The 21561-nt window shown below is 72.3% G+C and carries 21 protein-coding genes; 10 read left to right on the plus strand and 11 right to left on the minus strand.

Features of this window, described 5'->3' with window-relative positions:
- Positions 1-12: 12 nt before the first annotated feature.
- The gene (locus tag AC0693_RS03890) at positions 13-1584 is read right to left on the minus strand and encodes an APC family permease (RefSeq protein ID WP_478800876.1); all 1572 of its coding nucleotides are present in this window, start codon (positions 1582-1584) and stop codon (positions 13-15) included.
- A 334-nt stretch (positions 1585-1918) separates the two neighbouring features.
- Between AC0693_RS03890 and AC0693_RS03895 the strand changes: the two genes are divergently transcribed.
- Positions 1919-2608: a hypothetical protein gene (locus AC0693_RS03895; protein ID WP_478800877.1), complete on the plus strand. Its 690-nt coding sequence runs from the start codon at positions 1919-1921 to the stop codon at positions 2606-2608.
- Positions 2609-2652: 44 nt separating this feature from the next.
- Here the strand turns inward: AC0693_RS03895 and AC0693_RS03900 are convergent, their stop codons facing one another.
- From AC0693_RS03900 to AC0693_RS03920, 5 genes are all read right to left on the minus strand, one after another.
- Positions 2653-4140 carry an aldehyde dehydrogenase family protein gene (locus tag AC0693_RS03900; protein WP_469320216.1) on the minus strand — a complete coding sequence of 496 codons (1488 nt, stop codon included), beginning with the start codon at positions 4138-4140 and terminating at the stop codon, positions 2653-2655.
- Complete coding sequence (locus AC0693_RS03905) at positions 4137-5876, minus strand: N-acyl-D-amino-acid deacylase family protein (protein ID WP_478800878.1); 1740 nt, start codon at positions 5874-5876, stop codon at positions 4137-4139. The genes AC0693_RS03900 and AC0693_RS03905 overlap by 4 nt, the downstream gene beginning before the upstream one ends.
- A gap of 141 nt (positions 5877-6017) precedes the next feature.
- Positions 6018-7139: an LLM class flavin-dependent oxidoreductase gene (locus tag AC0693_RS03910; protein WP_356411517.1), complete on the minus strand. Its 1122-nt coding sequence runs from the start codon at positions 7137-7139 to the stop codon at positions 6018-6020.
- A gap of 105 nt (positions 7140-7244) precedes the next feature.
- Complete coding sequence (locus AC0693_RS03915; protein ID WP_469320414.1) at positions 7245-8030, minus strand: SDR family NAD(P)-dependent oxidoreductase; 786 nt, start codon at positions 8028-8030, stop codon at positions 7245-7247.
- A gap of 41 nt (positions 8031-8071) precedes the next feature.
- Positions 8072-9019 carry an LLM class F420-dependent oxidoreductase gene (locus AC0693_RS03920; protein WP_478800879.1) on the minus strand — a complete coding sequence of 316 codons (948 nt, stop codon included), beginning with the start codon at positions 9017-9019 and terminating at the stop codon, positions 8072-8074.
- 236 nt (positions 9020-9255) lie between these two features.
- On the opposite strand from AC0693_RS03920, the gene AC0693_RS03925 reads away from it, so the two are divergent.
- The 4 genes from AC0693_RS03925 to AC0693_RS03940 all read left to right on the plus strand — a co-directional run bounded on the left by AC0693_RS03925 (position 9256) and on the right by AC0693_RS03940 (position 12435).
- Positions 9256-9537, plus strand: a complete 282-nt coding sequence (locus AC0693_RS03925) for a hypothetical protein (protein ID WP_356411465.1) — start codon at positions 9256-9258, stop codon at positions 9535-9537.
- Between the two features lie 9 nt (positions 9538-9546).
- Positions 9547-11139, plus strand: a complete 1593-nt coding sequence (locus AC0693_RS03930) for an alpha/beta hydrolase (protein WP_478800880.1) — start codon at positions 9547-9549, stop codon at positions 11137-11139.
- Complete coding sequence (locus AC0693_RS03935) at positions 11136-11648, plus strand: hypothetical protein (protein WP_469320417.1); 513 nt, start codon at positions 11136-11138, stop codon at positions 11646-11648. Before AC0693_RS03930 ends, AC0693_RS03935 begins: the two co-directional genes overlap by 4 nt.
- Positions 11649-11757: 109 nt before the next feature.
- The gene (locus tag AC0693_RS03940; protein WP_478800881.1) at positions 11758-12435 is read left to right on the plus strand and encodes a transmembrane-type terpene cyclase; all 678 of its coding nucleotides are present in this window, start codon (positions 11758-11760) and stop codon (positions 12433-12435) included.
- On the opposite strand, the gene AC0693_RS03945 is transcribed toward AC0693_RS03940, so the two are convergent.
- Genes AC0693_RS03945 through AC0693_RS03955 form a run of 3 tightly spaced genes read right to left on the minus strand, consistent with a single transcriptional unit; the run spans position 12413 to position 14681 of the window.
- On the minus strand, positions 12413-12667 hold the full coding sequence (locus tag AC0693_RS03945) for a glutaredoxin domain-containing protein (RefSeq protein WP_478800882.1): 255 nt from the start codon (positions 12665-12667) through the stop codon (positions 12413-12415). The two genes, AC0693_RS03940 and AC0693_RS03945, sit on opposite strands and share 23 nt — an antisense overlap.
- Before the next feature lie 32 nt (positions 12668-12699).
- Positions 12700-14025 carry an ATP-binding protein gene (locus tag AC0693_RS03950; protein ID WP_478800883.1) on the minus strand — a complete coding sequence of 442 codons (1326 nt, stop codon included), beginning with the start codon at positions 14023-14025 and terminating at the stop codon, positions 12700-12702.
- Positions 14022-14681 (minus strand): response regulator transcription factor, encoded by a 660-nt coding sequence (locus tag AC0693_RS03955; RefSeq protein WP_356411447.1) that lies wholly within the window; start codon positions 14679-14681, stop codon positions 14022-14024. Before AC0693_RS03955 ends, AC0693_RS03950 begins: the two co-directional genes overlap by 4 nt.
- Before the next feature lie 90 nt (positions 14682-14771).
- Here AC0693_RS03955 and AC0693_RS03960 point away from each other — a divergent pair, with 90 nt between their 5' ends.
- From AC0693_RS03960 to AC0693_RS03980, 5 genes are all read left to right on the plus strand, one after another.
- Positions 14772-15296 carry a hypothetical protein gene (locus AC0693_RS03960; protein WP_469332986.1) on the plus strand — a complete coding sequence of 175 codons (525 nt, stop codon included), beginning with the start codon at positions 14772-14774 and terminating at the stop codon, positions 15294-15296.
- Positions 15293-16462, plus strand: a complete 1170-nt coding sequence (locus AC0693_RS03965; protein WP_478800884.1) for a peptidoglycan-binding protein — start codon at positions 15293-15295, stop codon at positions 16460-16462. Before AC0693_RS03960 ends, AC0693_RS03965 begins: the two co-directional genes overlap by 4 nt.
- Positions 16459-17223: an ABC transporter ATP-binding protein gene (locus AC0693_RS03970; RefSeq protein ID WP_478800885.1), complete on the plus strand. Its 765-nt coding sequence runs from the start codon at positions 16459-16461 to the stop codon at positions 17221-17223. The genes AC0693_RS03965 and AC0693_RS03970 overlap by 4 nt, the downstream gene beginning before the upstream one ends.
- Positions 17220-18452, plus strand: a complete 1233-nt coding sequence (locus tag AC0693_RS03975; protein WP_478800886.1) for an ABC transporter permease — start codon at positions 17220-17222, stop codon at positions 18450-18452. The genes AC0693_RS03970 and AC0693_RS03975 overlap by 4 nt, the downstream gene beginning before the upstream one ends.
- A 109-nt stretch (positions 18453-18561) precedes the next feature.
- Positions 18562-19017 (plus strand): NUDIX domain-containing protein, encoded by a 456-nt coding sequence (locus AC0693_RS03980; protein ID WP_469320422.1) that lies wholly within the window; start codon positions 18562-18564, stop codon positions 19015-19017.
- 64 nt (positions 19018-19081) lie between these two features.
- Here AC0693_RS03980 and AC0693_RS03985 read toward each other — a convergent pair whose 3' ends face one another.
- Both AC0693_RS03985 and AC0693_RS03990 read right to left on the minus strand, forming a co-directional pair.
- Positions 19082-19963 (minus strand): trypsin-like serine peptidase, encoded by an 882-nt coding sequence (locus AC0693_RS03985; protein ID WP_478800887.1) that lies wholly within the window; start codon positions 19961-19963, stop codon positions 19082-19084.
- A gap of 151 nt (positions 19964-20114) precedes the next feature.
- Entirely contained in the window at positions 20115-21332 is a 1218-nt protein-coding gene (locus AC0693_RS03990; RefSeq protein WP_356411426.1) for an amidohydrolase family protein, read from the minus strand.
- Between the last annotated feature and the right edge of the window lie 229 nt (positions 21333-21561).

Below are 21561 nucleotides of genomic sequence, written 5' to 3' on the forward strand. Positions count from 1 at the left end.
GCCGCCCCGGCCTCAGTCGTTGACGACCAGTGCCGGGGTCGCTCGGGTGAGGACGCGCCCGCGGAAGAAGGCGGGGCTGCGGCGTTCGGTGACCAGCATGATGACCAGCCCCAGGAGCAGCAGGCCCACGCCGATGACGAACACGCTGCCGACGCCGAAGACCGTGGAGCCGGAGCCGTAGGACGGGTTCCACATGTCGACGAGGGTCTTGCAGAAGACCGCGGCGAGGAGCAGCCCGCCCGCCACCGGGAAGACGCCCTTGAACAGCAGGTCGCGGCCGGAGCGGCGCAGTTCGCCGCGGAAGTACCAGGCGCAGGCGAAGGCGGTCAGCGAGTAGTAGAAGCAGATCATCAGGCCGAGGGCGAAGATCGTGTCGGTGAGGACGTTCTCGCTGACGAGGGTCATCACGGTGTAGAAGGTGCCGGTCGCCGCGCCCGCCATGACGGTCGCCCGGCCGGGGGTCTTGAACCGGGGGTGGACCTTCGCGTACGCGGACGGCAGGGCCTCGTAGGTAGCCATGGCCAGCACCGTGCGGGCGACCGGGATGAACGTCGTCTGGAGGGATGCGGTCGCCGAGGCGAGGACCGCGACGAAGAGCAGGACGCCGAGGCCGGGGCCCATGACGGGGCCGGCGAGGGCGGCGAAGACGTTGCCGGAGGTGTCGGGATTGCCGAGGCCGAAGCCCTTGTCGCCGGAGCCGACGGCCATCTGGGCGACGATGCCGGTGGCCAGGTACGAGCCGACCAGGACGACCATCGCGATGAGCGAGGCGCGGCCGGGGGTCTTGGCGGAGCCGGTGGTCTCCTCGTTGGTGGCCAGGCAGGCGTCCCAGCCCCAGTACATGAAGATCGAGAGCGAGAGCCCGGCGGTGAAGGAGGCCATGGATCCGACCGCGAAGGGGTTCATCCACTGCCAGGAGAAGTCGAGCCCGGTGTCGAAGGTCCCGGCGGAGGCCTTCTGGAAGGCCATGGCGGCGAAGACGGCGAGCACGACGAGCTGGAGGCCGACCAGGGTGTACTGGATGCCCTTGGTGGCGGTCATCCCTCGGTAGCTGATGGCGGTGGCGACGGCGATCAGGCTGAGGCAGGTGGCGATGTGGACGGGTTTGCTGTCGTCCAGGGCCGCGAGGGCGGGGTTGCCGGTGATCTCACCGGCGAGCAGCCAGAAGTACGAGGTGGCGACGCCGGCCAGGTTGGAGAGCACGATGATCGTGGCGATCACCAGCCCCCAGCCGCACATCCAGCCGACGCGCGGGCCGAAGGCCTTGACGGTCCAGGTGAAGGAGGTGCCGCAGTCGGGCATCGCCTTGTTGAGCTCGCGGTAGGCGAAGGCGACGAGCAGCATGGGCAGGAACCCCGCGAGGAACACGGCGGGCATCTGGACGCCGACCTCGCCCGCGGTGGAACCGAGGGTGGAGGTCAGGCAGTAGACGGGGGCCACGGTGGAGATGCCGATGACGGCGCTGCCCAGGAGGCCCACGGAGCCCTTGCCGAGGCCCTTGCCCCGGACGTCGCCTCGGGCGGCGCTTTCGGGGGCTCCGCTCACGGTGTCTGCGGCCGGGGGCCGAACGTCCAGCTGTGTCATGCCTCAGGACGTTAGACGGTGCGGTTTCCACATTCGGAGGGCTTAAGTCCACTTAAGTGAACGCCAGATGACCTTTGAATCTTGACCAAATGGTGCGCTCTTGGCTGGCAATGGAAGCCATGAACTCTACCCGTCCGCACTTCACAAGGCACCGGACAACGTGTTCCGGTATGCGGAAATCGCAGCCGTGTCCGTTTTGTACAGTTCGAAACTTTCCCGTGTGACTTTCCCGGACTCCGTACGACCCCCCTCCGGCGCCCGCTTTGCCGTGGACATGGCGAAGCCCCTACAGTCGCCGCCGTTCAAGGTCATTTTCACGGGGAGAGTCCGTTCCATGCGCATCACCTCAGCCCTCGCCTCCGGCGCGGCCGTCACCGCCCTGCTCGTCCTGACCGCCTGCGGGGGCGCGAGTACGGGCGCGAGCGGCTCCGGCGGCGGGGACGTCGGAGTCGTCGGCGGCATCGGAGCCGACGGCGGCAGCGACGGCGACGGGATGGAGGGCACCCTGGAGAACCCCACCAGGAACGGCGGCGTCAACGGCAACGCCCCCAAGGACGGCACGCCCTTCCAGCAGTTGCCCAAGGCGGGCACCATGGCCGCCGCCGCCCGCTTCGTGGGCGGCTACACGCGGTGCCCCTCCGTCTCCACGGAGCCCACGGACGACGAGAGCCCCGCCGACGACGCGAAGTACGACGCCGGCTGGTCCGTCACCGAGCGCGGCTACTGCGGCCGCGGCACCCGCATCTTCATGGTCAAGGACATGAAGAAGTTCCAGGCCGCCTACAAGGCCGACCTGGACAAGGAACGCGCCCAGTCGCCGGACCGGGGCCTCACCGGCGGATTCCTCATCGGTCAGGACTTCGCCGTCCTGGCAACGAGCGACAACGCCATCACCGCCATGGCCCGCCCGGGCGGTCTCCTCATCCTGAACTGCCACCCGGGCTTCACCGCGCCCAGCGGCTACGTGAAGACGAACGCCCAGGCCAAGGGCTGTGTCGTCACCGACTACTACAACGACCACTGAGCGCGGCCGGGGCCGGGCGACCGCGCCCGGCCCCGCCCGCCGCGTCAGCCCCAGACGATCGACTGGACCTCGCTGTAGGCGTGCAGTGCGTACGAGCCCACGTCCCGGCCCACCCCGCTGCGCTTGAAGCCGCCGAACGGCGCCTCCATGTTGCGCCCGATGGTGTTCACGCCGACCCCGCCGGCCCGCATCCGCCGCGCCACCCGGAAGGCGCGCGCCGCGTCCCCGGACCACACGTAGTGCAGCAGGCCGAAGTCGCTGTCGTTGGCCAGCGCGATCCCCTCCTCCTCGTCGTCGAAGGGGACCACCACGACCACCGGCCCGAAGATCTCCTCCCGGACCACCCGCATGTCGTTCGTGCAGTCCACGAGCAGCGTCGGGGCGACGTAGAACCCCTTGCCGTCCGGGCCCACCACCGGGCGCTCGCCGCCGTACGCGACCCGCGCCCCCTCCTTGCGGCCCAGCTCGACGTACGACTCCACCCGGTCGCGGTGCGCCGCGGAGATCACCGGGCCGACCACCGTGCCGCGCGCGCCCGGGTCGCCGACCTTCATGAAGCCCAGGTAGCCGATCAGCTTCTCGACCAGCCGGTCGTGGACGCCGCGCTGGGCGATCACCCGGGTCGGGGCCGTGCAGATCTGGCCGCTGTAGAAGGAGAACGTCGTCCCGATGCCGAGCACCGCCGCGTCCAGGTCCGCGTCGTCGAAGACGACCGCCGCGCCCTTGCCGCCCAGCTCCATCAGCTGGCGCTTCATGGTCCGGCCGCACACTTCGGCGATCTTCTGCCCGACGCCCGTGGAGCCGGTGAAGGACACCATGTCCACGTCCGGGCCGTCCACGGCCGCCTCGCCGACCTCCACCGACGCGCCGTTGACCACGTTCACCACCCCGGGCGGGGCCCCCGCCTCCTGGAGCGCCGCCGCCATGCGGAACACCGACAGCGGGTCCTGCGGAGCGGGCTTGACCACGACCGTGTTGCCCATCGCCAGCGCGGGGGCGACCTTGCCCGCCGGATTGGCCCACGGGTTGTTGTAGGAGGTGATGCAGGTGACCACGCCGACCGGCTGACGGATCTCCAGCGCGCCCAGCACACTGGCCGCGCCCATCGGGCCCGCCTCGGTGACCTGCGGGGGCAGGCCCCGTTCGACCGGCTCCAGGGCGCCCTTCGCGTACCGCCGGAAGCGCGCCACCCCGACCCCGACCTGCATGCCGCGGGCGATCCCGGTCGGCGCGCCGGTCTCGGCCCGGGCCAGGCGCGCCCACGGCTCGTACTCCCGCTGCATGATGTCCGCGGCGCGGTCCAGGATCGCGGCCCGCTCCTCGGGCCTGGTCCGGGACCAGCTCGCGAAGGCCGCCCGGGCCGCGGCGGCGGCCTCGTGCACCTGCTGCCGCGAGGCCTCGGGGGCGAGGCCGACCACCGACTCGTCCGCCGGGTTGATCACCTCGTAGTGGCCGCCCGCAGGGGCCACCCACTCACCGTCGATCAGGAGCTGCTGCGGCTGGTCCGCGCCCGCCCCGCTCGCCCCGCTCACCGCGTGCTCACCGTCCTCGTGTCCCGGCCCGAACGGAGCACGGTCCCGGGGACCGCCCCCGTGATCTCGTCGTCGCGGATCGTCTCCACCCCGTTGACCCGGACGGAGACGATGCCGATGGCCCGCGAGTCCAGCCGCGGACTGTCGCCCGGCAGGTCGTGCACGAGCGTGGCGGGCCCCGCCTCGATCCGCTCCGGGTCGAAGAGCACCAGGTCGGCGTGGAACCCCTCGGCGATCCGGCCCCGCTCGCGCAGCCCGAAGAGCTGCGCCGGGTCGTCCGTCAGCATCCGTACCGCCTGCTCCAGCGGCACCAGCTTGCGCCCGCGCAGGCAGTCCCCGAGGAACCGCGTCGTGTACGGGGCGCCGCACATCCGGTCCAGGTGCGCGCCCGCGTCCGAGCCGCCGAGCATGACGTCCTCGTGCTGCCAGGTCTCCTGGCGCAGCGCCCAGCTGGCCGGGTCGTTGTCGGTGGGCATCGGCCACAGCACGGTGCGCAGGTCGTCGGCCGCGCAGATCTCGACCAGGCAGTGGAAGGGGTCCTGGCCGCGCTCGGCCGCGATGTCGCGCACCACACGGCCGGAGAGCCCGGCGTTCTGCGGGGTGTAGGTGTCCCCGATGACGTAGCGGCCGAAGTCGGCGAGGCGCCGGAAGACCCCCGCCTCCTTGCTGTCGGCGCGGCGCAGCATCTCGGCCCGTACGTCCGCGTCGCGCAGCCGGGCGATCCGCTCGGGCACGGGCAGGCCGAGGACCTCGCCCCAGCCGGGGATCAGGTTGAGCGCGCAGAAGGTGCCGAGCGACATGTTCATCGGCGTCAGGATCGGCATGGTGAGGGCGACGATCCGGCCGCCCGCCTTACGGGCCCGCTCGCTCGGCAGCAGCTGGCGCGGCACCCGCTCCGGTACGGCGGCGTCGATGGTCAGCACGTTCCAGTTCAGGGGGCGGCCGGCGGCCGCGCTCATCTCGACGAAGAGGTCGATCTCCTCGTCCGCGAACTGGTCCAGGCAGCCCGCGACGATCGCCTCCAGCTGGGTGCCCTCGTGCTCGGCCACCGCCCGGGAGAGGGCGAGCAGTTCGGCGGGCTTCGCGTGCCGGGAGGCGACGGGGGCGCCCGCGCCGTCGGAGTGGGTGGAGGACTGGGTGGTGGACAGGCCCCAGGCGCCCGCGTCCATCGCGTCGTGGAACAGCGCCAGCATCCGGTCCATCTGCTCGGGCGTGGGCTGGCCGCCGACCGCGTCCTCGCCCATGACGTGGCGGCGCAGCGCGCAGTGGCCGACCATGAAGCCCGCGTTGACGGCGATCCGGCCGTCGAGGGCGTCGAGGTACTCGCCGAAGGTGGACCAGGTCCAGTCGACGCCCTCTTCCAGGGCGGCCAGCGCCATGCCCTCGACCCTGCTCATCATCCGGCGCGTGTAATCGGCGTCCTCGGGGCGGTCGGGGTGCAGCGGGGCCAGGGTGAAGCCGCAGTTGCCGCCCGCGACGGTGGTGACCCCGTGGTTCATGGAGGGGGTCGCGTAGGGGTCCCAGAAGAGCTGGGCGTCGTAGTGCGTGTGCGGGTCGATGAAGCCGGGGGTCAGGACGAGGCCGTGCGCGTCCTCGCTGGTCCGGGTTTCCTCGGTGACGGTCCCCGGCGGTGCGATGACGGCTATCCGACCGTCGCGCAGGCCGACGTCGGCGATGCGGGCCGGGGTGCCCGTACCGTCCACGACGGTGGCGCCCTTGATCAGGTGGTCGAGCATGACGTCCCTTCTGGCATTGGGCTTCCTTGCCTCCGGCGGCGCCTCAAACGCTGGCGAGGCTGGATTTTTCAGCCTCGCCGGCGTTTGAGGCGCGGGGTCTGGGGCGGAGCCCCGGCAGCGGCACCGCAAGGCCCCCCGGGATCAGACGGCGTCCCGGAAGCGGGTCGTCCGGTGCACCGGGTCCGTGTCGATCTGCGGGATCACGTGCTCGCCGATGAGCTTGACGGTGGTCATGGTGTCCTCGTACGACACCCCGGTCGGCAGGCCGAAGGACAGCTGGTCGGCGCCCGCCTGCTCCCACCGCTTGCACTGCTGGAGCACCTCGGAGGGGTCGCCGCAGATCAGCAGCTCTTCGGCGATCAGCAGCTCGATGATCTCCGCGTTGTACTCGGGGAGGATCTCGGGCCACTGCGGGATCGCCTCGGGCCGCGGGAAGGTGTCGTGGTAGCGGAAGACCAGCGACTGGAAGCGGTTCATGTTGGCGTTGACGGCGATCTCGACGGCCTTGTCGTGGGTCTCGGCGCAGATCGCGGTCGAGGTGACCATGACGTTGTCGTTGACGAAGGCGCCGATGGCCTTCGCCTCCTGGATGGCCGTCTTGTACTGGTCCAGCACCCACGCCATGTCGGAGACCTTCTGCACGCTGAAGCCCAGCACGCCGAGGCCCTTCCTGGCCGCCATCGCGTACGAGGCGGGCGAGCCGGCGGCGTACCACATGGCCGGGTGGGCCTTGCCGTACGGCTTGGGGAAGATCTTCCGCGGCGGCAGCGACCAGTGCTTGCCCTGGAACCCCTCGTACTCCTCCTGGAGGAACATCTTGGGGAACTCCGCGATGGTCTCCTCCCAGATCTCCTTGGTGCCGTTCATGTCCTCGATGCCGGGGAGGAAGCCGAGGATCTCGTGGCTGCCCGCGCCGCGGCCGGTGCCGAACTCGAAGCGGCCCTTGGAGAGGTGGTCGAGCATGGCGACCTTCTCGGCCACCTTGACCGGGTGGTTCACCGGGGCGAGCGGGTTGAAGATGCCGGAGCCGAGGTGGATGCGCTCGGTGGCGTGGGCGAGGTACCCGAGGAAGACCTCGTTCGCCGAGAGGTGGGAGTACTCCTCCAGGAAGTGGTGCTCCGAGGCCCAGGCGTACTTGAAGCCGGACTTGTCGGCCTGGATGACGTACTCGGTCTCCTCGATCAGCGCCTTGTGCTCTGCCTCGGGGTCGACCTTGGACCGCGCCTCAGCCACGTATCCCTGCACAAAGAGCCCGAATTCCAAGGGGTTCACCGTCCTTAGGTTTCTGACGTTGCGTCAGATCGATGGGCCTGACTGTTCCACCGCGTGCGGGAGCCGTCAATAGCTGACGCTCCATCAGATAAGCACCTAGAGGATGCTGACGCCGGCCATCCAGCCGCCGTCGATCACGAAGGGCTGGCCGGTGATGTACGACGAGTCCTCGCTGGTCAGGAACAGGGCCAGGCGCGCGATCTCCTCCGGGCGGCCCACCCGCCCCATCGGCACGACCCGCTTGTACAGCTCCGCCATCGCGTCCCGCGCCTCGTCCGTCATCCCGGCCGGGTCCAGCAGCCCGGGGTTCGCCATGGGGGTGTCGACGGCCCCCGGGCACATCGCGTTGACCCGGATGTTCCCGGCGGCCAGCTCCAGCGCGGCCACCCGGGTCAGGCCGAGGATCGCCGCCTTGGTGGCGGCGTAGGCGCCGACGTAGGCCATGCCCGTCAGACCCGTGTAGGACGAGGTGTTGACGATGGTGCCGCCGCCCGCCGCCCCGATCTCGGGGGCGACGGCCTTGATGCCGAGGAAGGTGCCGATCTGGTTGACCTGGATGATCTGCTGGAACTCCTCCAGCGGGGTGCTCACCAGCTCGTTGAAGCGCAGGATGCCCGCGTTGTTGACCAGCCCGTCGACCTGGCCGAAGGCCTCCTTCGCGGCGGCCACGGCGGCCGCCCAGTCCTCCTCCCGGCTCACGTCCATCCGTACGTACCGGGCCCGCTCCTCGCCGATCTCCTTGGCGACCGCGGCGCCCTGCTCGTCCAGCACGTCCCCCAGCAGCACCTTCGCACCCTCGGCGGCGAAGATCCGGGCCTCCTGCTCGCCCTGGCCGCGCGCCGCCCCCGTGATGATGACGACGCGCCCGTCCAGCTTGCCCATGCCGATGCCCTCCGTGATGGATTGGTTGGCCGTTCAGTCGCTCAGTCGTTGAGGAGGGGACCGACCTCGGCCCCGAACGCGGCGATCTGGTTCACGAGTTCAGCCCGGTCGCGGCTGCGGAAGCGCACCTGGATCTGGTCCACCCCGAGCGCCTTGTACGCGCGCAGGGACTCGGCCAGCGCCTCCGCCTTGCCGGTGAGGGTGCGCCGGCCGGTGTCCCATCCGGGCTCCCCGACGTACAGCGCCTCCGTGATCGCGCCCATCTCGACGGGCGCGGTGATCCCGGCGGCGGCGCGCAGCTCGCGGATGCGGGCCATCCGGTCGGGGAGCTCCTCCCGCGGATCGCCCTGCGGGAGCCAGCCGTCGCCGCGCAGCGCCGCCCGGCGCAGGGCGGCGGGCGAGGACCCGCCGATCCACACCGGGATCCGCTCCTGGGCCGGGCGCGGCAGCTGCCCCAGGTCCTTGAAGGCGAAGGCCTCGCCCTCGAACTCCGGGTACTCGCCGGGCCCGAGGGCCGCCCGCAGGGCATCGAGGGTCTCGTCGAGCAGCGGCCCGCGCCGGGCGAAGTCCACGCCGAGGGCCTCGAACTCCTCCTGGACGTGCCCGGCGCCGACCCCCAGGATCAGCCGGCCGCCGCAGAGGTGGTCGAGGGTCGCGTACTGCTTGGCGCTGACCAGCGGGTGGCGCAGGCCGACGATCGCGACGTGGCTGAGCAGCCGTACGTTCTCGGTGACCGCGGCCAGGTAGGACAGGGTGGCGACCGGGTCGTACCAGACGGTGCCCATCGGCCCGGCGAGCCGCCGCGGGATGGCCACGTGGTCGCACGAGGCGAGGTACCCGAACCCGGCCCGGTCCGCGGCCCGCGCCACCTCGACCAGATCGGCCGCGCCGGCCGAGGCCTCCCAGGGCTCGGCGTAGAGGGTGCTCTGCGACTGGACCGGGAGCTGCATCCCGTAGACCAGCCGACCTTCCGCAAACACGCGCGCCATGCCGTCCCCGCCTCGCCTTCGTCGTGGAAGCCGCCTTCACCGCCGCACGGACCGACGTGCCGTCCCGTGGAGCCGTGGGGCCATCGTCGTAGCTGACGCACCGTCAGGCAAGGCCCCCGGCAGCCCCGTTCGGACGGGCGCCGGGACCGACCGGCTGGCCACCCGCCTCGAATGTCCATACGATCAACGAATTCGCACGAGTAACGGGGGGAAACGACATGGGGTGGGACCTCAACGTGTCACAGACCGACCTGCGCGCCTCGGCGGGCGCGGTCGACACCTTGGTGACGGATCTGCGGCCGCACCTGAAGAAGGCGCTGACCGACCTCGCCGAGGCCGGAGCGTCCTTCGCACCGTGGACCGCGGGGGCCAGGATGACGGGGGCGAGCCAGGGGTGGGGCGACGCGCTGGGCACCCTTCAGGACGTCTTCGCGAGCCATGCCGAAGGCCTGCGGCTGCTCGCCGACGGACACGACGCCCTGGAGCACGACGTCATATCCAAGTTCCGGGGCTGGTGAGCGCCCGCGATGCCGGAACTCTTCGCACAGCTCATGCGGCAGGACTTCGCCGAGATCGAGGCGGCGACCGCCTCCTGGAAGAAGCTCGCCAAGGCACTGGACGACACCCAGTCGGGCAGCCGCAGGCGGGTGAGCGGCCCGCTGCACAAGGCGGGCTGGACCGGAGCGGCCGCGACCAACGGCTTCGACGCGATGGAGGCCACCGAGACCAAACTCGGCACCGGCCAGCGCAACGCGGTCCTGATCTCCGTCGTCCTGCACGCCCTCACCACCAAGATGCAGGCGGCCCAGCGCACCCTGCGCCACGCCGTGTCCGACGCCGAACAGGCCGGGCACACGGTCCGTGACGACGGCTGGGTCGAGGCCAAACAGGCGGTCGATCCCGCCTACCACAACGACCCCGACTACCAGGCCGTGCAGCAGCAGGCCAACAGCGGCCTGGGCGGCTACCGCGCGCGGATCGAGGCGGCGGTGAACGAGGCGGTCGGCGTCAGCGCCAACGCCACCGAGACGCTCCGCCAGCTCGACCCCTTCGACCTCGACAAGCGCTACGGCGGCGAGAACGCGCAGAAGGACGCGGCGGCGGTCGCCGCGTTCGCCGGGATCAGCCCCAAGGACATCCCGGACGGCAAGGACCCGCAGCGCTCCCAGGAGTGGTGGGCCTCGCTGGACGACGAGAAGCGGGGTTTCTACCTCGCGGCCTACCCCGACGCCATCGGCGCCCTGGACGGCCTGCCCACCCCCGTCCGCGACCACGCCAACCGGGACGTCCTGGACCAGCGCCTGAACGACTACGCGCTGCGCGAGAGCAGCCTCGGCTACCACGACCGCTACGGCTACCGCGGGCTGACCGCCCTCAAGGACCGCCTGGAGAAGTCCGACAGCGGGCCCGCCCACAAGCAGCTGTACCTCCTCGGCTTCGGCACCGAGAAGGACGGCCGCGCCATCGTCGCCCTGGGCAACCCGGACACCGCCCGGCACACTGCGGTGCTGGTCCCGGGCACGGACACGCAACTGGACAAGTTCGGCGGCCAGGTCGACCGCATCGGAAAGCTCCAGAAGGCCGCCGCGACCTGGAGTCCGGGCGCCGGAACGGATGTGTCCGTGATCAGCTGGATGGACTACGACGCTCCCGAGCCCGACCTCAGCGTGGCCACCCGCGGCAGGGCGGAGGCGGGTGCGCAGGACCTGCGCGACTTCACGCACGGACTGCGCGCCTCCCACCAGGGCGACCCGGCCCACCTCACCGTCATCGGACACAGCTACGGCTCGACCATGACGGGCGCCGCCGACGCCGGCGGCGCGGGGCTCGGAGCGGACGACGTCCTGGTGGTCGGCAGCCCGGGCCTGACCGTGGAACGCGCGGACCAGCTGCACGTCGACCCCCGGCACATGTGGGTCGGCGCCGCCGCGGACGACTTCGTCTCCAACGACCTCTCGGGACTCACCCTCGGCGAGGATCCGAAGGATCCCGGGTTCGGCGCGCAGCGGATGTACGTGGACACGGCCGGGCACAGCGGCTACTGGGACGAGGGCAGCAAGAGCCTGAACAATCAGGGCCGCATCATCGCCGGCAAGACGCCCGAAGGGCCCCGCTCATGAACCGACGGAAGAACGCTGCGGTCGCGCTGGCGCTCGTCCTGCTGCTGGGAGGCTGCATGTCCGACGACGGAATCAACGATCCCCTGCCCCGGATGAGCAGGGAGAAGGCGGAGGAGTGGGGCCGGCACTGGGTGGAATCCATGGTGCGCACCACGCAGGGCGAGACCCTGCCCGGCACCCTGGAGGCCCACTTCTCCGAATGCACCGGCAAGGGCAGCGAAACGGCCGAGGACGGCCGGTTCACCCTCCAGTACAACGGGCGCGCCACCGTGCCGCGCGACAAGCAGCAGGCGGCCATCCGGGCGCTGCGGGAGGAGCTCAAGACCCAGGGCTTCGAGATCGTCGGCTACCGGGAGGACACCAGCGTGGATCCCGCCTACCTGGTGGACGCCGAGCACCCGAAGGACCGGCAGTTCGTCAGCGCGGGGGATCTCGACGGCAACACCTTCACCTACGTGGTCAACACGCCCTGCCTCCTGCCGCCCGGCGTCGAGCAGCAGCGGTTCTGACCTCGCGGGGCCTGGGCCCCGCGCCCTGCGTTGGCTAGGGTGCGGTGCCCGGGCCGGCAGGGGCGCGGAGTGCGGGTGCGAGTGGGTTGTGCGAGTGCGGGAGACGCGCGTGGAGCTGTTGCTGACCCTGGTGAGCGGGATCGCCTGGACCGTCGTCTACGTCGAGGCCATCCGGCTCGGGCTGCGGCAGCGGACGTACGCGATGCCCGTGGCCGCGCTCGCGCTCAACTTCGCGTGGGAGACGACGTACGCCGTGAACGACGTGCGCGGCGGGATCTCCGCGCAAGGGGTCGTCAACATCGTGTGGGCCGTCGCCGACCTGGTGATCGTCTGCACGTTCCTGCGCTTCGGGCGGGCCGAGCTGCCCGGGTTCGTCACCCGGCCGCTGTTCGCCGTCTGGAGCGTGCTCGTCTTCGGCAGCGCGTTCGCCGTGCAGTGGCTCTTCCTCGCGCACTTCGGCGCGCACGACGCGTCCCGCTACTCCGCGTTCCTGCAGAACCTGCTGATGTCCGGGCTGTTCATCGCGCTGTTCGCGGGGCGCGGCGGGGCGCGCGGGCAGAGCCTGGTCGTCGCCGTCGCCAAATGGCTCGGCACGCTGGCCCCGACACTGCTCTTCGGGGTGATCGAGGACGCGCCGTTCGTCCTCGGACTGGGCCTGCTGTGCTCGGTGTTCGACCTCGCCTACATCGCCCTGCTGGCGCGCGAGCGCGCTCTGCCCGTCACGGACAAGGACGCGGACACGGACACGGACCGCGCGCGGCGGATCAGGCCGCCAGAGCCCGCTTGACGGCGGCGAGCGAGGGGTTCACCAGGGCCTGTTCGGTGCCCGTCGCGGAGCGGACGCGGACCGTGGGGACGGTCTCGTTGCCGTTCGCGACGCTGCGGACGAAGGCGGCCGCCTCGGGGTCGCGCCAGATGTTGACGGGCCGGTAAGGGGTGCCGGTGAGACGCAACTTGAGCCAGAGTTTCATGCAGAAGACGCATCCGGGCCGCCAGTAGACGGTGATCTCAGGGCTCATGGGGTGCACCCTACGGCGGGGCGCGCACCAGGTCACCCCTCGGGGAGCGGCGGGGATCCGGCCGCCGGGAAGCGGACCCGCACCGTCAGGCCGCCGGACGGGGCCGGGTTGGCCTCGGCGGTCAGGGCCGCGCCGTGCGCCCGCGCGATCGAGGCGACGATCGAGAGCCCGAGGCCCGCGCCCTCGCCCGCCGTGTGACGCCGTTCCGCGCGCCGCCGGAACGGCTCCAGCAGCCGGGCCACCTCTCCGGGCGGGATCACCGGGCCGGTGTTCGAGACCGTGAGGACCCCGTCGGGCGCGGTCCGCAGCGCGATGCGGCCGCCCGGGCGGTTGTGGCGCACCGCGTTGGCCAGGAGGTTGCGGACCAGGTGGCCCAGGAGCAGCCGGTCCCCCGCCACCGGCAGCGGCGCCAGCGCCCGCTCCACCGACAGCCCGGCCGGCCGGTCCGGCCCGTGCGCCCCCTCCCCCGTGCACTCCGCCAGCTCCGCCGCCGCCAGCGCGGCGAGGTCCACCGTCCGGGTGCTCTCCAGACCCTCCTCGGACACCGCGAGGAGCAGCAGCGACTCGATGAGGTGCTCGCTGGAGTCCGCGACCCCGATCAGCTTCTCGCGGATACGGGCCACCTTCGCCGGATCCGGCTCCCCGGCCAGCCCGATCTCGGCCGCCGCCCGCTGCACCGCGAGCGGGGTGCGCAGTTCGTGGGCGGCGTTCGCCGCGAACCGCCGCTGGGCGCCGACCAGGTCCTCCATCCGGTCGAGCATCCCGTCGAAGGTGTCCGCGAGCCGCTTCAGCTCGCCGGGGGGCGCGGCCAGGCCGATCCGCTCGTGCAGGTTCGCCCCGGACAGCCGCCGGGCCGTCTCGGTGATCACCCCGACGGGGCGCAGCACCCGGCCCGACATCCACCAGGCCAGCCAGATCGACAGCACCGCGAACACGGCGAGCGCGACCAGGGACACGGTCAGCAGCTCGTGCAGCGCGGCCCGCTCGGCGGCGCTGCTGAGGTCGCGGGTGGCCCGGTACGTCGCCAACTGTTCCGGGGTCAGCGCGGCGCCCGGCACCTTCTGAGCCGGCACCGCGAGCGCCGGCCCCTCGCGCAGGGTCTGCGTCTGGTGGAGGGCCGGGGCGTAGGTGGTGACGGCCTGGTTGATGCTGCGGAACAGGCCCTTGCGGACCAGGACGTTCAGCAGCGCGACCAGGCCGCCGCCCGCGAGCACCAGCAGCGCGCCGTAGAGCGTGGTCAGCCGGGCGCGCTCGCTGCGCGGCAGCAGGGCGGCCGGCGAGAGGTACGGGCGGAGCCGGCCGGCCCCGCGGACCGGGTGCGCCCCGCGGACCCCGGGGGTCCCGCGCCTCCCCCTCATCGCGGGATCCGGTAGCCCGCGCCCGGCACGGTCTCGATCAGCGGCGGCTCGCCCAGCTTGGCGCGCAGCTTGCTGAGCGTGACCCGGACGGCGTTCGTGCGGTAGCTGGTGTCCGCCTCCCACACCTGCTCGATCAGGTCCTCGTTGCTGATCACCGCCCCCTCGGCACGCAGCAGCGCCTCCAGGACCGCGAACTCTTTCCGCGACAGGGCGAGCCGGTGCCCGTCGCGGACCGCGCTGCGCCGCGCCGTGTCCAGGGCGATCCCGGCGGCCTCCAGCACGGGCGGCAGCGCGGGCCGGGCGCGCCGGCCCAGGGCGAGGACCCGGGCGAGGAGCTCGTCGTAGGCGAAGGGCTTGGTCAGGTAGTCGTCGGCGCCCAGGCCGAGGCCCTCCACCCGGTCGCGGACCGTGCCGGAGGCGGTGAGCATCAGGACCCGGGTGAGCAGCCGCTCGCGTACCACTTGGCGGCACACCTCGTCGCCGTGCAGCCCGGGCAGGTCGCGGTCCAGGACGAGGACGTCGTACGCGCCGAGGCGCAGCCGCCGCAGGGCCTCCGGGCCGTCGCTCGCCTCGTCCACGGCCAGCGCGTCGCGGCGCAGACCCTCGGCGATCATCTCCCGGAGGAACTCCTCGTCCTCCACCACCAGAACTCGCATGGTGTCCTCTTTACCGGAGAGGCGCATTTCGCCGTTGTAAGCACGGGGCCTTAGAGAAGGGAGATCCCCTCCTCGCGCAGGCTCTGCCGCATGAAGCGATCCACGACCACGACCACGGCCGCCCTCCTCACCGGGATGGCCCTCTTCGTCACCGCGTGCGCGGGCGGCGCCGGCGGCCCGGACGGTAAGAAGGACGGAAGACAGGAGTCCTCGAACTCGGCCGGCGCGAGCGGTGGAGCAAACGGCGGCGCAAACGGCGGCGCGGACGCCGACAAGGCGCTCAAGACGCGCAAGTGCCTGCGCGACAACGGCATCGACGCCCCCGACCCCAAGCCGGGCGAGGACCCGCGGGGCATGACGTTGGGCGCGGGCGGCGACCCGGAGGCGGTGAAGAAGGCGTTCGAGAAGTGCGGCATGCAGGCCCCGGGCACCGGCGAGGTCCGCCAGGCGGACAAGGACAGGGCCCTCAAGACGGCGAAGTGCATGCGGGACCACGGCTTCGACGTGCCGGACCCGGAGTTCAACGGGAGTGCGATGAGTGCGACCTCGATACCCGAGGGCGTCGACAAGGACGCCTTCGTCGCCCGGATGAACAAGTGCAGCGCGGGCGAATGAGCGGGCGCCGGAAGTGGTTCCTGGGCTCGGTGGCCCTCGTGCTCGCCGTGGCGGGGGGCGGGTACGCGGTCGTCGCACAGGCCGGGACGGACGGCGGGGGGACCCACCACCGGCGCACGGACGGGCTGCCGGGCGCGACGGCGCCGGTCACCCGCGGCGACCTGGCCTCCGGCCTGCGGGTCGACGGCACGCTCGGGTACGCGCAGGAGCGCAAGCTCAGCGCCCCGGGAGGCGCGCCGGGGGCAGGCGGCAGCGGTACGGGCGGCAGCGGTACGGGCCCGGGCGCCGGAGCCGGCTCCGCCACCCTGACCTGGACCGCCCCCGCCGGTTCCGCGGTCGAGCGCGACGGCAGGCTCTACGAGGTCAACGGCAGGGTGGTGCGCCTGATGTACGGCACCACCCCCGTCTACCGGACCATGCGCGGCGGGGACAAGGGCGAGGACGTCAAGCAGCTCAAGCGCAACCTCCAGGCCCTCGGCTTCGGCACCGGTCTGGACGCCACGGACGCCACCTTCACCGCGGGCACCGTCACCGGCGTCAAGCGCTGGCAGAAGTCCCACGGTCTCAAGGAGACGGGCGAGATCGGCAGGGAGGACATCGCGTTCGCCCCGGGGCCGCAGCGGGTCCAGAAGAACGACATGGCGGTCGGCGCCGAGGCGGGGGCCGGCACGCCCCTGCTGACCCTGACCGGGACGGAGCGGATGGTCCGCTTCCAGCTGGACGTGGCCAAGGCGGGCACGGTGAAGGCGGGTGACCCGGTGACGGTGGGCCTGCCCGGCGGCGGCGTCGCCCAGGGGAAGATCGAGTCGGTGGGCAGCACCGCCAACCCCGACGACCCGGCCAACGGCGGCAGCGGCGGCGGCGGCGGCGGCGACAAGAAGCCGAAGGTCCGGATCGACGTCACCCTCGACGACGCCGCCGGGGCCAAGGGCCCCGACCAGGCGCCCGTCTCGGTGAACCTGACCGGCGAGGTCCGCAAGAACGTCCTCTCCGTACCGGTCAACTCCCTCCTCGCCCTCGCCGAAGGCGGCTTCGGCGTCCAGGTCGTGGAGAACGGCACGGTCCGCGAGGTCAAGGTCGAACCGGGCATGTTCGGCAAGGGCCGCGTCGAGGTCAAGGGGGACGCCCTCACCGAGGGCATGCGCGTGGGAGTACCGGCGTCATGACCGATCCCGCCTTCGCGGGCGCGCCCGCGCCGCCCGCCCCCCGGCACGCCCGTCCCGTCGTCGAGCTGACCGCGGTCACCAAGGAGTACCCCGGCGGGGTCTCGGCCCTGCGCGGGGTCGACCTCACCGTCATGAACGGCGAACTCCTCGCCATCGTCGGCCCGTCGGGATCGGGCAAGTCGACGCTGCTGCACATCGTGGGGACCCTGGACCGGCCGAGCGCGGGCCGCGTCGCCATCGCCGGGTACGACATCGCGAGCCTCTCCGACCGCTCGCTCTCCGCCCTGCGCTCCCGGCACGTCGGCTTCGTCTTCCAGTCCTTCCACCTGGTCCCGGGCATCAGCGCCCGGGCCAACGTCGCCGAGGGCCTGCTGTACTCGGGCCTCTCCCGGGCCGAGCGCGGACGGCGGGCCGAGCGGGCCCTGGAGCGCGTCGGCCTCGGCGACCGCATGGACCACCGGCCGCACGAACTCTCCGGCGGCCAGAAGCAGCGCGTGGCGATCGCCCGGGCCGTCGCGGGCGAACCCGACCTGCTGCTCGCCGACGAACCGACGGGCGCGCTCGACACGGCGTCCGGCGCCTCGGTGATGGAACTGCTGCGCGAACTGAACGAGGACGGAGCCACCATCGCCGTGATCACCCACGACAACGAGATCGCGGCGAGCCTGCCCCGGCAGGTCCGCCTGCGCGACGGCGCGATCGTGGCGGACGGGTGGAACGCCGGCTCGCCCGACGGGGGCGCCGCAGGGGTGATCGCGTGAGGGCGACCCGTACGCACGCCCGCGCCCGGCGCTCCGGCCGCCGGCTCGCGCCGCCGCGGCTGGGACCCGGGGACGTCCTGCACGTGGGCTCGGCGGGGCTGCGCTCGCGTCCGCTGCGCGTCTTCCTGTCCGCGCTCGGCATCGCCATCGGCATCGCGACGATGATCGCGGTGGTCGGCGTCTCCTCGTCCAGTCAGGCCAAGCTGCTGCGCGAACTCGACGCGCTGGGCACGAACATGCTGGTCGCGACCCCGGCCGCGGCCATGTTCTCCGGGCAGGACACCAGCCTGCCGAAGGAAGCCCCGGGCATGATCGCCCGGATCGACGGAGTCGAGTCGGTGGGGACGACGGGGGACGTCAAGGAAACGGTCCGCCGCAGCGAGAACATCCCGAAGGAGGAGACCGGCGGCATCGCCCTCAAGGCGGCCAAGGACGACCTGCTCCAAACCCTGCGCGCGCGGATGCGCGCCGGCAGCTGGCTCAACGGCGCCACAGGCCGCTATCCCGCCGTCGTCCTCGGCCACGTCGCGGCCGAGCGCCTGGGCATCACGGCGCCGGGCGGCCAGGTCTTCATCGGCGGCCGGTACTTCACCGTGACCGGCGTCCTGGACCCGGTCCCGCTGGCCCCCGAAATCGAGCGTTCGGCACTGATCGGCTGGGAGGCGGCGCAGAGCCTGCTGGGCTTCGACGGGCACCCCACGTCCGTCTACGAGCGTTCCGCGGACGACCGCGTGCGGGCGGTCCGCGCCCTCATGGGCAGGACCGCCAACCCGGCGTCGCCGGGCGCGGTGGCGGTCACCGACCCGTCGGCGGCGCTCCAGGCGAAGGCGGCCACCGAGGGTGCCTTCAGCACCCTGCTGCTCGGTCTGGGCGGCATCGCCCTGCTGGTGGGCGGGGTCGGCGTGGCCAACACGATGATCATCTCGGTGCTGGAGCGGCGCCACGAGATCGGGCTGCGGCGCTCCCTGGGCGCGACCAGGGGCCAGATCAGGGTGCAGTTCGTGACGGAGTCCCTCCTGCTGTCGGGACTCGGCGGCCTGGCCGGCATCGCGCTCGGCGGGATCGCCACCCTGGTCTACGCACGGGCGGGCGACCTGCCCTGGGTGGTTCCGCCGTGGGCGGTGACGGGCGGCTTCGGCGCGACCCTGGTCATCGGCACCGTCGCGGGCCTCTACCCGGCGGTGCGGGCGGCCCGCCTGTCCCCGACGCTGGCCCTGCAGGCGGCGTAGCGGCGGCGGGAGGCGGCGGGCGGGGACGTGCGGGTGCGTGCGGGGTGCGTGCGTGCGGGTGCGTGCAGACCCCTACGGCCCGCCGGGGGTCCCGTCGTACATTGATCTGATGAGAACTCCACGGCAGGCAGCGCGAATTGTCGTCCTCTCGCCCAGCGGATCGGTCTTCCTGTTCCGCGAGAACAACATCGAAGTGGGGATCCACTGGCTGCCGCCCGGCGGCGGCATCGACCCCGGCGAGAGCCCCGAGGAGTGCGTGCGGCGCGAGCTGCGCGAGGAGACCGGCTGGACGGACCTCGCCCCGCAGCGGCTGCTGTGCACCTGGGAGCACGACTTCACCCACCAGGGCATCCCGGTCCGCCAGCACGAGCACATCTACGTCACCACCGGCCCGCACCGCGACCCCGTCCCCGAATACCCGGAGGCCCACTGGCAGTGGCTCTCCCCGCCGCACCTCGCCGCCCTGGGCGAGCCCCTGTGGCCCCCGCTGCTCCCGGACCTGCTGGCGGCGGGACCGGACGCGGGGCCGGTGCACCTGGGGCTGGTGGACCAGGTCATCGGGTAGCGCGCGGGGCCGGGGACCCGGGGCTGGTGGCGCAGGTCATCGGTAGCGCGCGGGGCCGGGCCCGTCAGGCGTTCGGCGCGGTGGCCTTCGCGTAGAGCGCGGACGCCCAGGCACCGAAGACGGTGCTGGTGGAGACGTCGTCGGTGTCGCCGCCCGTCAGGATGCCGATGATCTTTCCGTCGCGGGCGATCCAGGCGCTGCCGCTCGTGCCGCCGGGGAAGTCGGCGCAGTCGAAGCGCTGTTCGGTCGCGCTGTCGCGGACGGTGACGGCGGTGCAGGTCCGGGGCACCTTGCGGTCGGCCGGATACCCGGTGACCGTGACCTCCTCGGCGGACCGGCCGGAGGCGTCGAAGGGGGCGGCGCCGGTGACGTCCTCGATGGAGCGGCCCGCGGCGTCCGGGGCGAGCCGGGCGAAGGCGAGGTCGAAGTCGTCGTCGTTCTCCTCGGACCAGTGCGGGTCCTCGAAGACCTTCTCGACCTTCCAGGTGCCGTAGGGCGCGCTCCCGTTCGCGTACGCGGGTGCGAAGACCGCTCCGGCGCCTCCCTGGTCCCCGGCGACCAGGCAGTGCCCGGCCGTGACGATCGTGTTGCGGCCCGCGCTGTGCACGACGGTCGCCGTGCAGAAGTGGTCCCCGTCGAGACCGCCGGTGAAGAGCGCCCCCGCGATGGCCGTGGGCGTGCCGGGCGGGGACGAGGGGGCGGCCGGGGCGGGGGTGCCGGACACGGACGGCGCGGGTGTGCCGCCCGGAGCAGGGGTGGTCCGCTGCGACTGGGCGGATGATTGCGATCGCGATGGCGAAGTGGTCGGCCGCTTGGCCGCGGGCGCGGCCTTGGCGTGCGCGGAGGACGGCGCCTCCGGGGCCGGCACCACCTGGGTCATGGCGGCGGAGGCGCCGAGCGCCGCCACCGCGCACAGCACCACGGTCACCACGGTCCGCTTGTCCACCACAGCCGCCCCTTCCCCTTTGCTCCGGCGAAGCATGCCTTGAGGCCACGCCGACCGCAAGGGGCGGCCCGCCCCGGGCCGCCGCGCTCCACCCTCTCACTGGACACGGGAGGTGGTGGAGGCGGTCACCGGATACCCGGGACGGCGCCCCCTAAGCCACCCACAGCCCTTCGGGGGAGAGACCGAGCAGGTCGATCGCGTTGCCGCGGACGATGCGCTCCACGACGTCCGGGGCGAGGTGGCCCATCTGACCCTCGCCGACCTCGCGGGACTTGGGCCACGTGGAGTCCGAGTGGGGGTAGTCCGTCTCGTACAGGACGTTCGGCACGCCGATCGCGTCCAGGTTCTTCAGCCCGAAGGCGTCGTCGAAGAAGCAGCCGAAGACGTGCTCGGCGAAGAGTTCCGACGGCGGCCGCAGCACCTTGTCGGCGACGCCGCCCCAGCCGCGGTTCTCCTCCCAGACCACGTTCGCGCGCTCCAGGATGTAGGGGATCCAGCCGATCTGGCCCTCCGCGTACATGATCCGCAGGTTCGGGAAGCGCTCGAACTTGCCGCTCATCAGCCAGTCGACCATGGAGAAGCAGCAGTTGGCGAAGGTGATCGTGGAGCCGACTGCGGGCGGTGCGTCCGCCGAGGTCGAGGGCATCTTCGACGAGGAGCCGATGTGCATGGCGATGACCGTGCCGGTCTCGTCGCACGCCCGCAGGAAGGGGTCCCACGCGTCCGTGTGGATGGACGGCAGGCCCAGGTGCGGCGGTATCTCGGAGAAGGCGACCGCCCGCACCCCGCGCGCCGCGTTGCGCCGGACCTCCGCCGCGGCGAGTTCGGCGTCCCAGAGCGGGATGAGGGTGAGCGGGATCAGCCGGCCCTGCGCGAGCGGGCCGCACCACTCCTCCACCATCCAGTCGTTGTAGGCCCGGACGCCGAGGAGCCCCAGGTCGCGGTCCTTGGCCTCCGTGAAGGTCTGCCCGCAAAACCGCGGGAAGGTGGGGAAGCACAGGGCCGACTGGACGTGGTTGACGTCCATGTCGGCGAGGCGTTCGGGAACCGAGAAGGACCCCGGACGCATCTGCTCGTAGGTGATGACTTCCAGTTTGATCTCGTCGCGGTCGTATCCGACCGCCGTGTCCAGTCGGGTCAGCGGCCGGTGCAGGTCTTCGTAGACCCACCAGTCGCCGATCGGCCCGTCGTCGCCCTTGGCGCCCATGACCGGGGCGAACTTGCCGCCCAGGAAAGTCATTTCCTTGAGGGGGGCGCGGACGACGCGGGGGCCGACGTCGTGGTACCTGGACGGGAGCCGGTCCCGCCAGACGTGGGGCGGCTCCACCGTGTGGTCGTCCACCGAGATGATCTTCGGGAAGGTCTCCATGAGCACCACGGTAGCGCTGATCTGACGATGCGTCAGCTAGTTGGACGGCGATCGGTCCCCGGCGGACTGACGTGCCACCGCAAGACAGGGCAGACTGGCCACCACACCGACGGAAGGCAGGGGGGACGACGATGGACGGAATGCCGGCCATCCCGCACCAGCGGAACCACCCCGAAGCATCCCGGCCCGGCGCCGCGGCAGCCCGGTCCGCCGTACCCCCTCCGCCCGC

This window comes from Streptomyces sp. NPDC043876 (genome assembly GCF_056435825.1).

Excerpts from the sequence above, each read along its gene's own strand:
- AC0693_RS03890 (WP_478800876.1), bottom strand. The coding sequence starts at position 1,584 with ATGACACAGCTGGACGTTCGGCCCCCGGCCGCAGACACCGTGAGCGGA.
- AC0693_RS03895 (WP_478800877.1), top strand. The coding sequence starts at position 1,919 with ATGCGCATCACCTCAGCCCTCGCCTCCGGCGCGGCCGTCACCGCCCTG.
- AC0693_RS03905 (WP_478800878.1), bottom strand. The coding sequence starts at position 5,876 with ATGCTCGACCACCTGATCAAGGGCGCCACCGTCGTGGACGGTACGGGC.
- AC0693_RS03915 (WP_469320414.1), bottom strand. The coding sequence starts at position 8,030 with ATGGGCAAGCTGGACGGGCGCGTCGTCATCATCACGGGGGCGGCGCGC.
- AC0693_RS03920 (WP_478800879.1), bottom strand. The coding sequence starts at position 9,019 with ATGGCGCGCGTGTTTGCGGAAGGTCGGCTGGTCTACGGGATGCAGCTC.
- AC0693_RS03930 (WP_478800880.1), top strand. The coding sequence starts at position 9,547 with ATGCCGGAACTCTTCGCACAGCTCATGCGGCAGGACTTCGCCGAGATC.
- AC0693_RS03935 (WP_469320417.1), top strand. The coding sequence starts at position 11,136 with ATGAACCGACGGAAGAACGCTGCGGTCGCGCTGGCGCTCGTCCTGCTG.
- AC0693_RS03945 (WP_478800882.1), bottom strand. The coding sequence starts at position 12,667 with ATGAGCCCTGAGATCACCGTCTACTGGCGGCCCGGATGCGTCTTCTGC.
- AC0693_RS03950 (WP_478800883.1), bottom strand. The coding sequence starts at position 14,025 with ATGAGGGGGAGGCGCGGGACCCCCGGGGTCCGCGGGGCGCACCCGGTC.
- AC0693_RS03955 (WP_356411447.1), bottom strand. The coding sequence starts at position 14,681 with ATGCGAGTTCTGGTGGTGGAGGACGAGGAGTTCCTCCGGGAGATGATC.
- AC0693_RS03960 (WP_469332986.1), top strand. The coding sequence starts at position 14,772 with ATGAAGCGATCCACGACCACGACCACGGCCGCCCTCCTCACCGGGATG.
- AC0693_RS03965 (WP_478800884.1), top strand. The coding sequence starts at position 15,293 with ATGAGCGGGCGCCGGAAGTGGTTCCTGGGCTCGGTGGCCCTCGTGCTC.
- AC0693_RS03970 (WP_478800885.1), top strand. The coding sequence starts at position 16,459 with ATGACCGATCCCGCCTTCGCGGGCGCGCCCGCGCCGCCCGCCCCCCGG.
- AC0693_RS03980 (WP_469320422.1), top strand. The coding sequence starts at position 18,562 with ATGAGAACTCCACGGCAGGCAGCGCGAATTGTCGTCCTCTCGCCCAGC.
- AC0693_RS03990 (WP_356411426.1), bottom strand. The coding sequence starts at position 21,332 with ATGGAGACCTTCCCGAAGATCATCTCGGTGGACGACCACACGGTGGAG.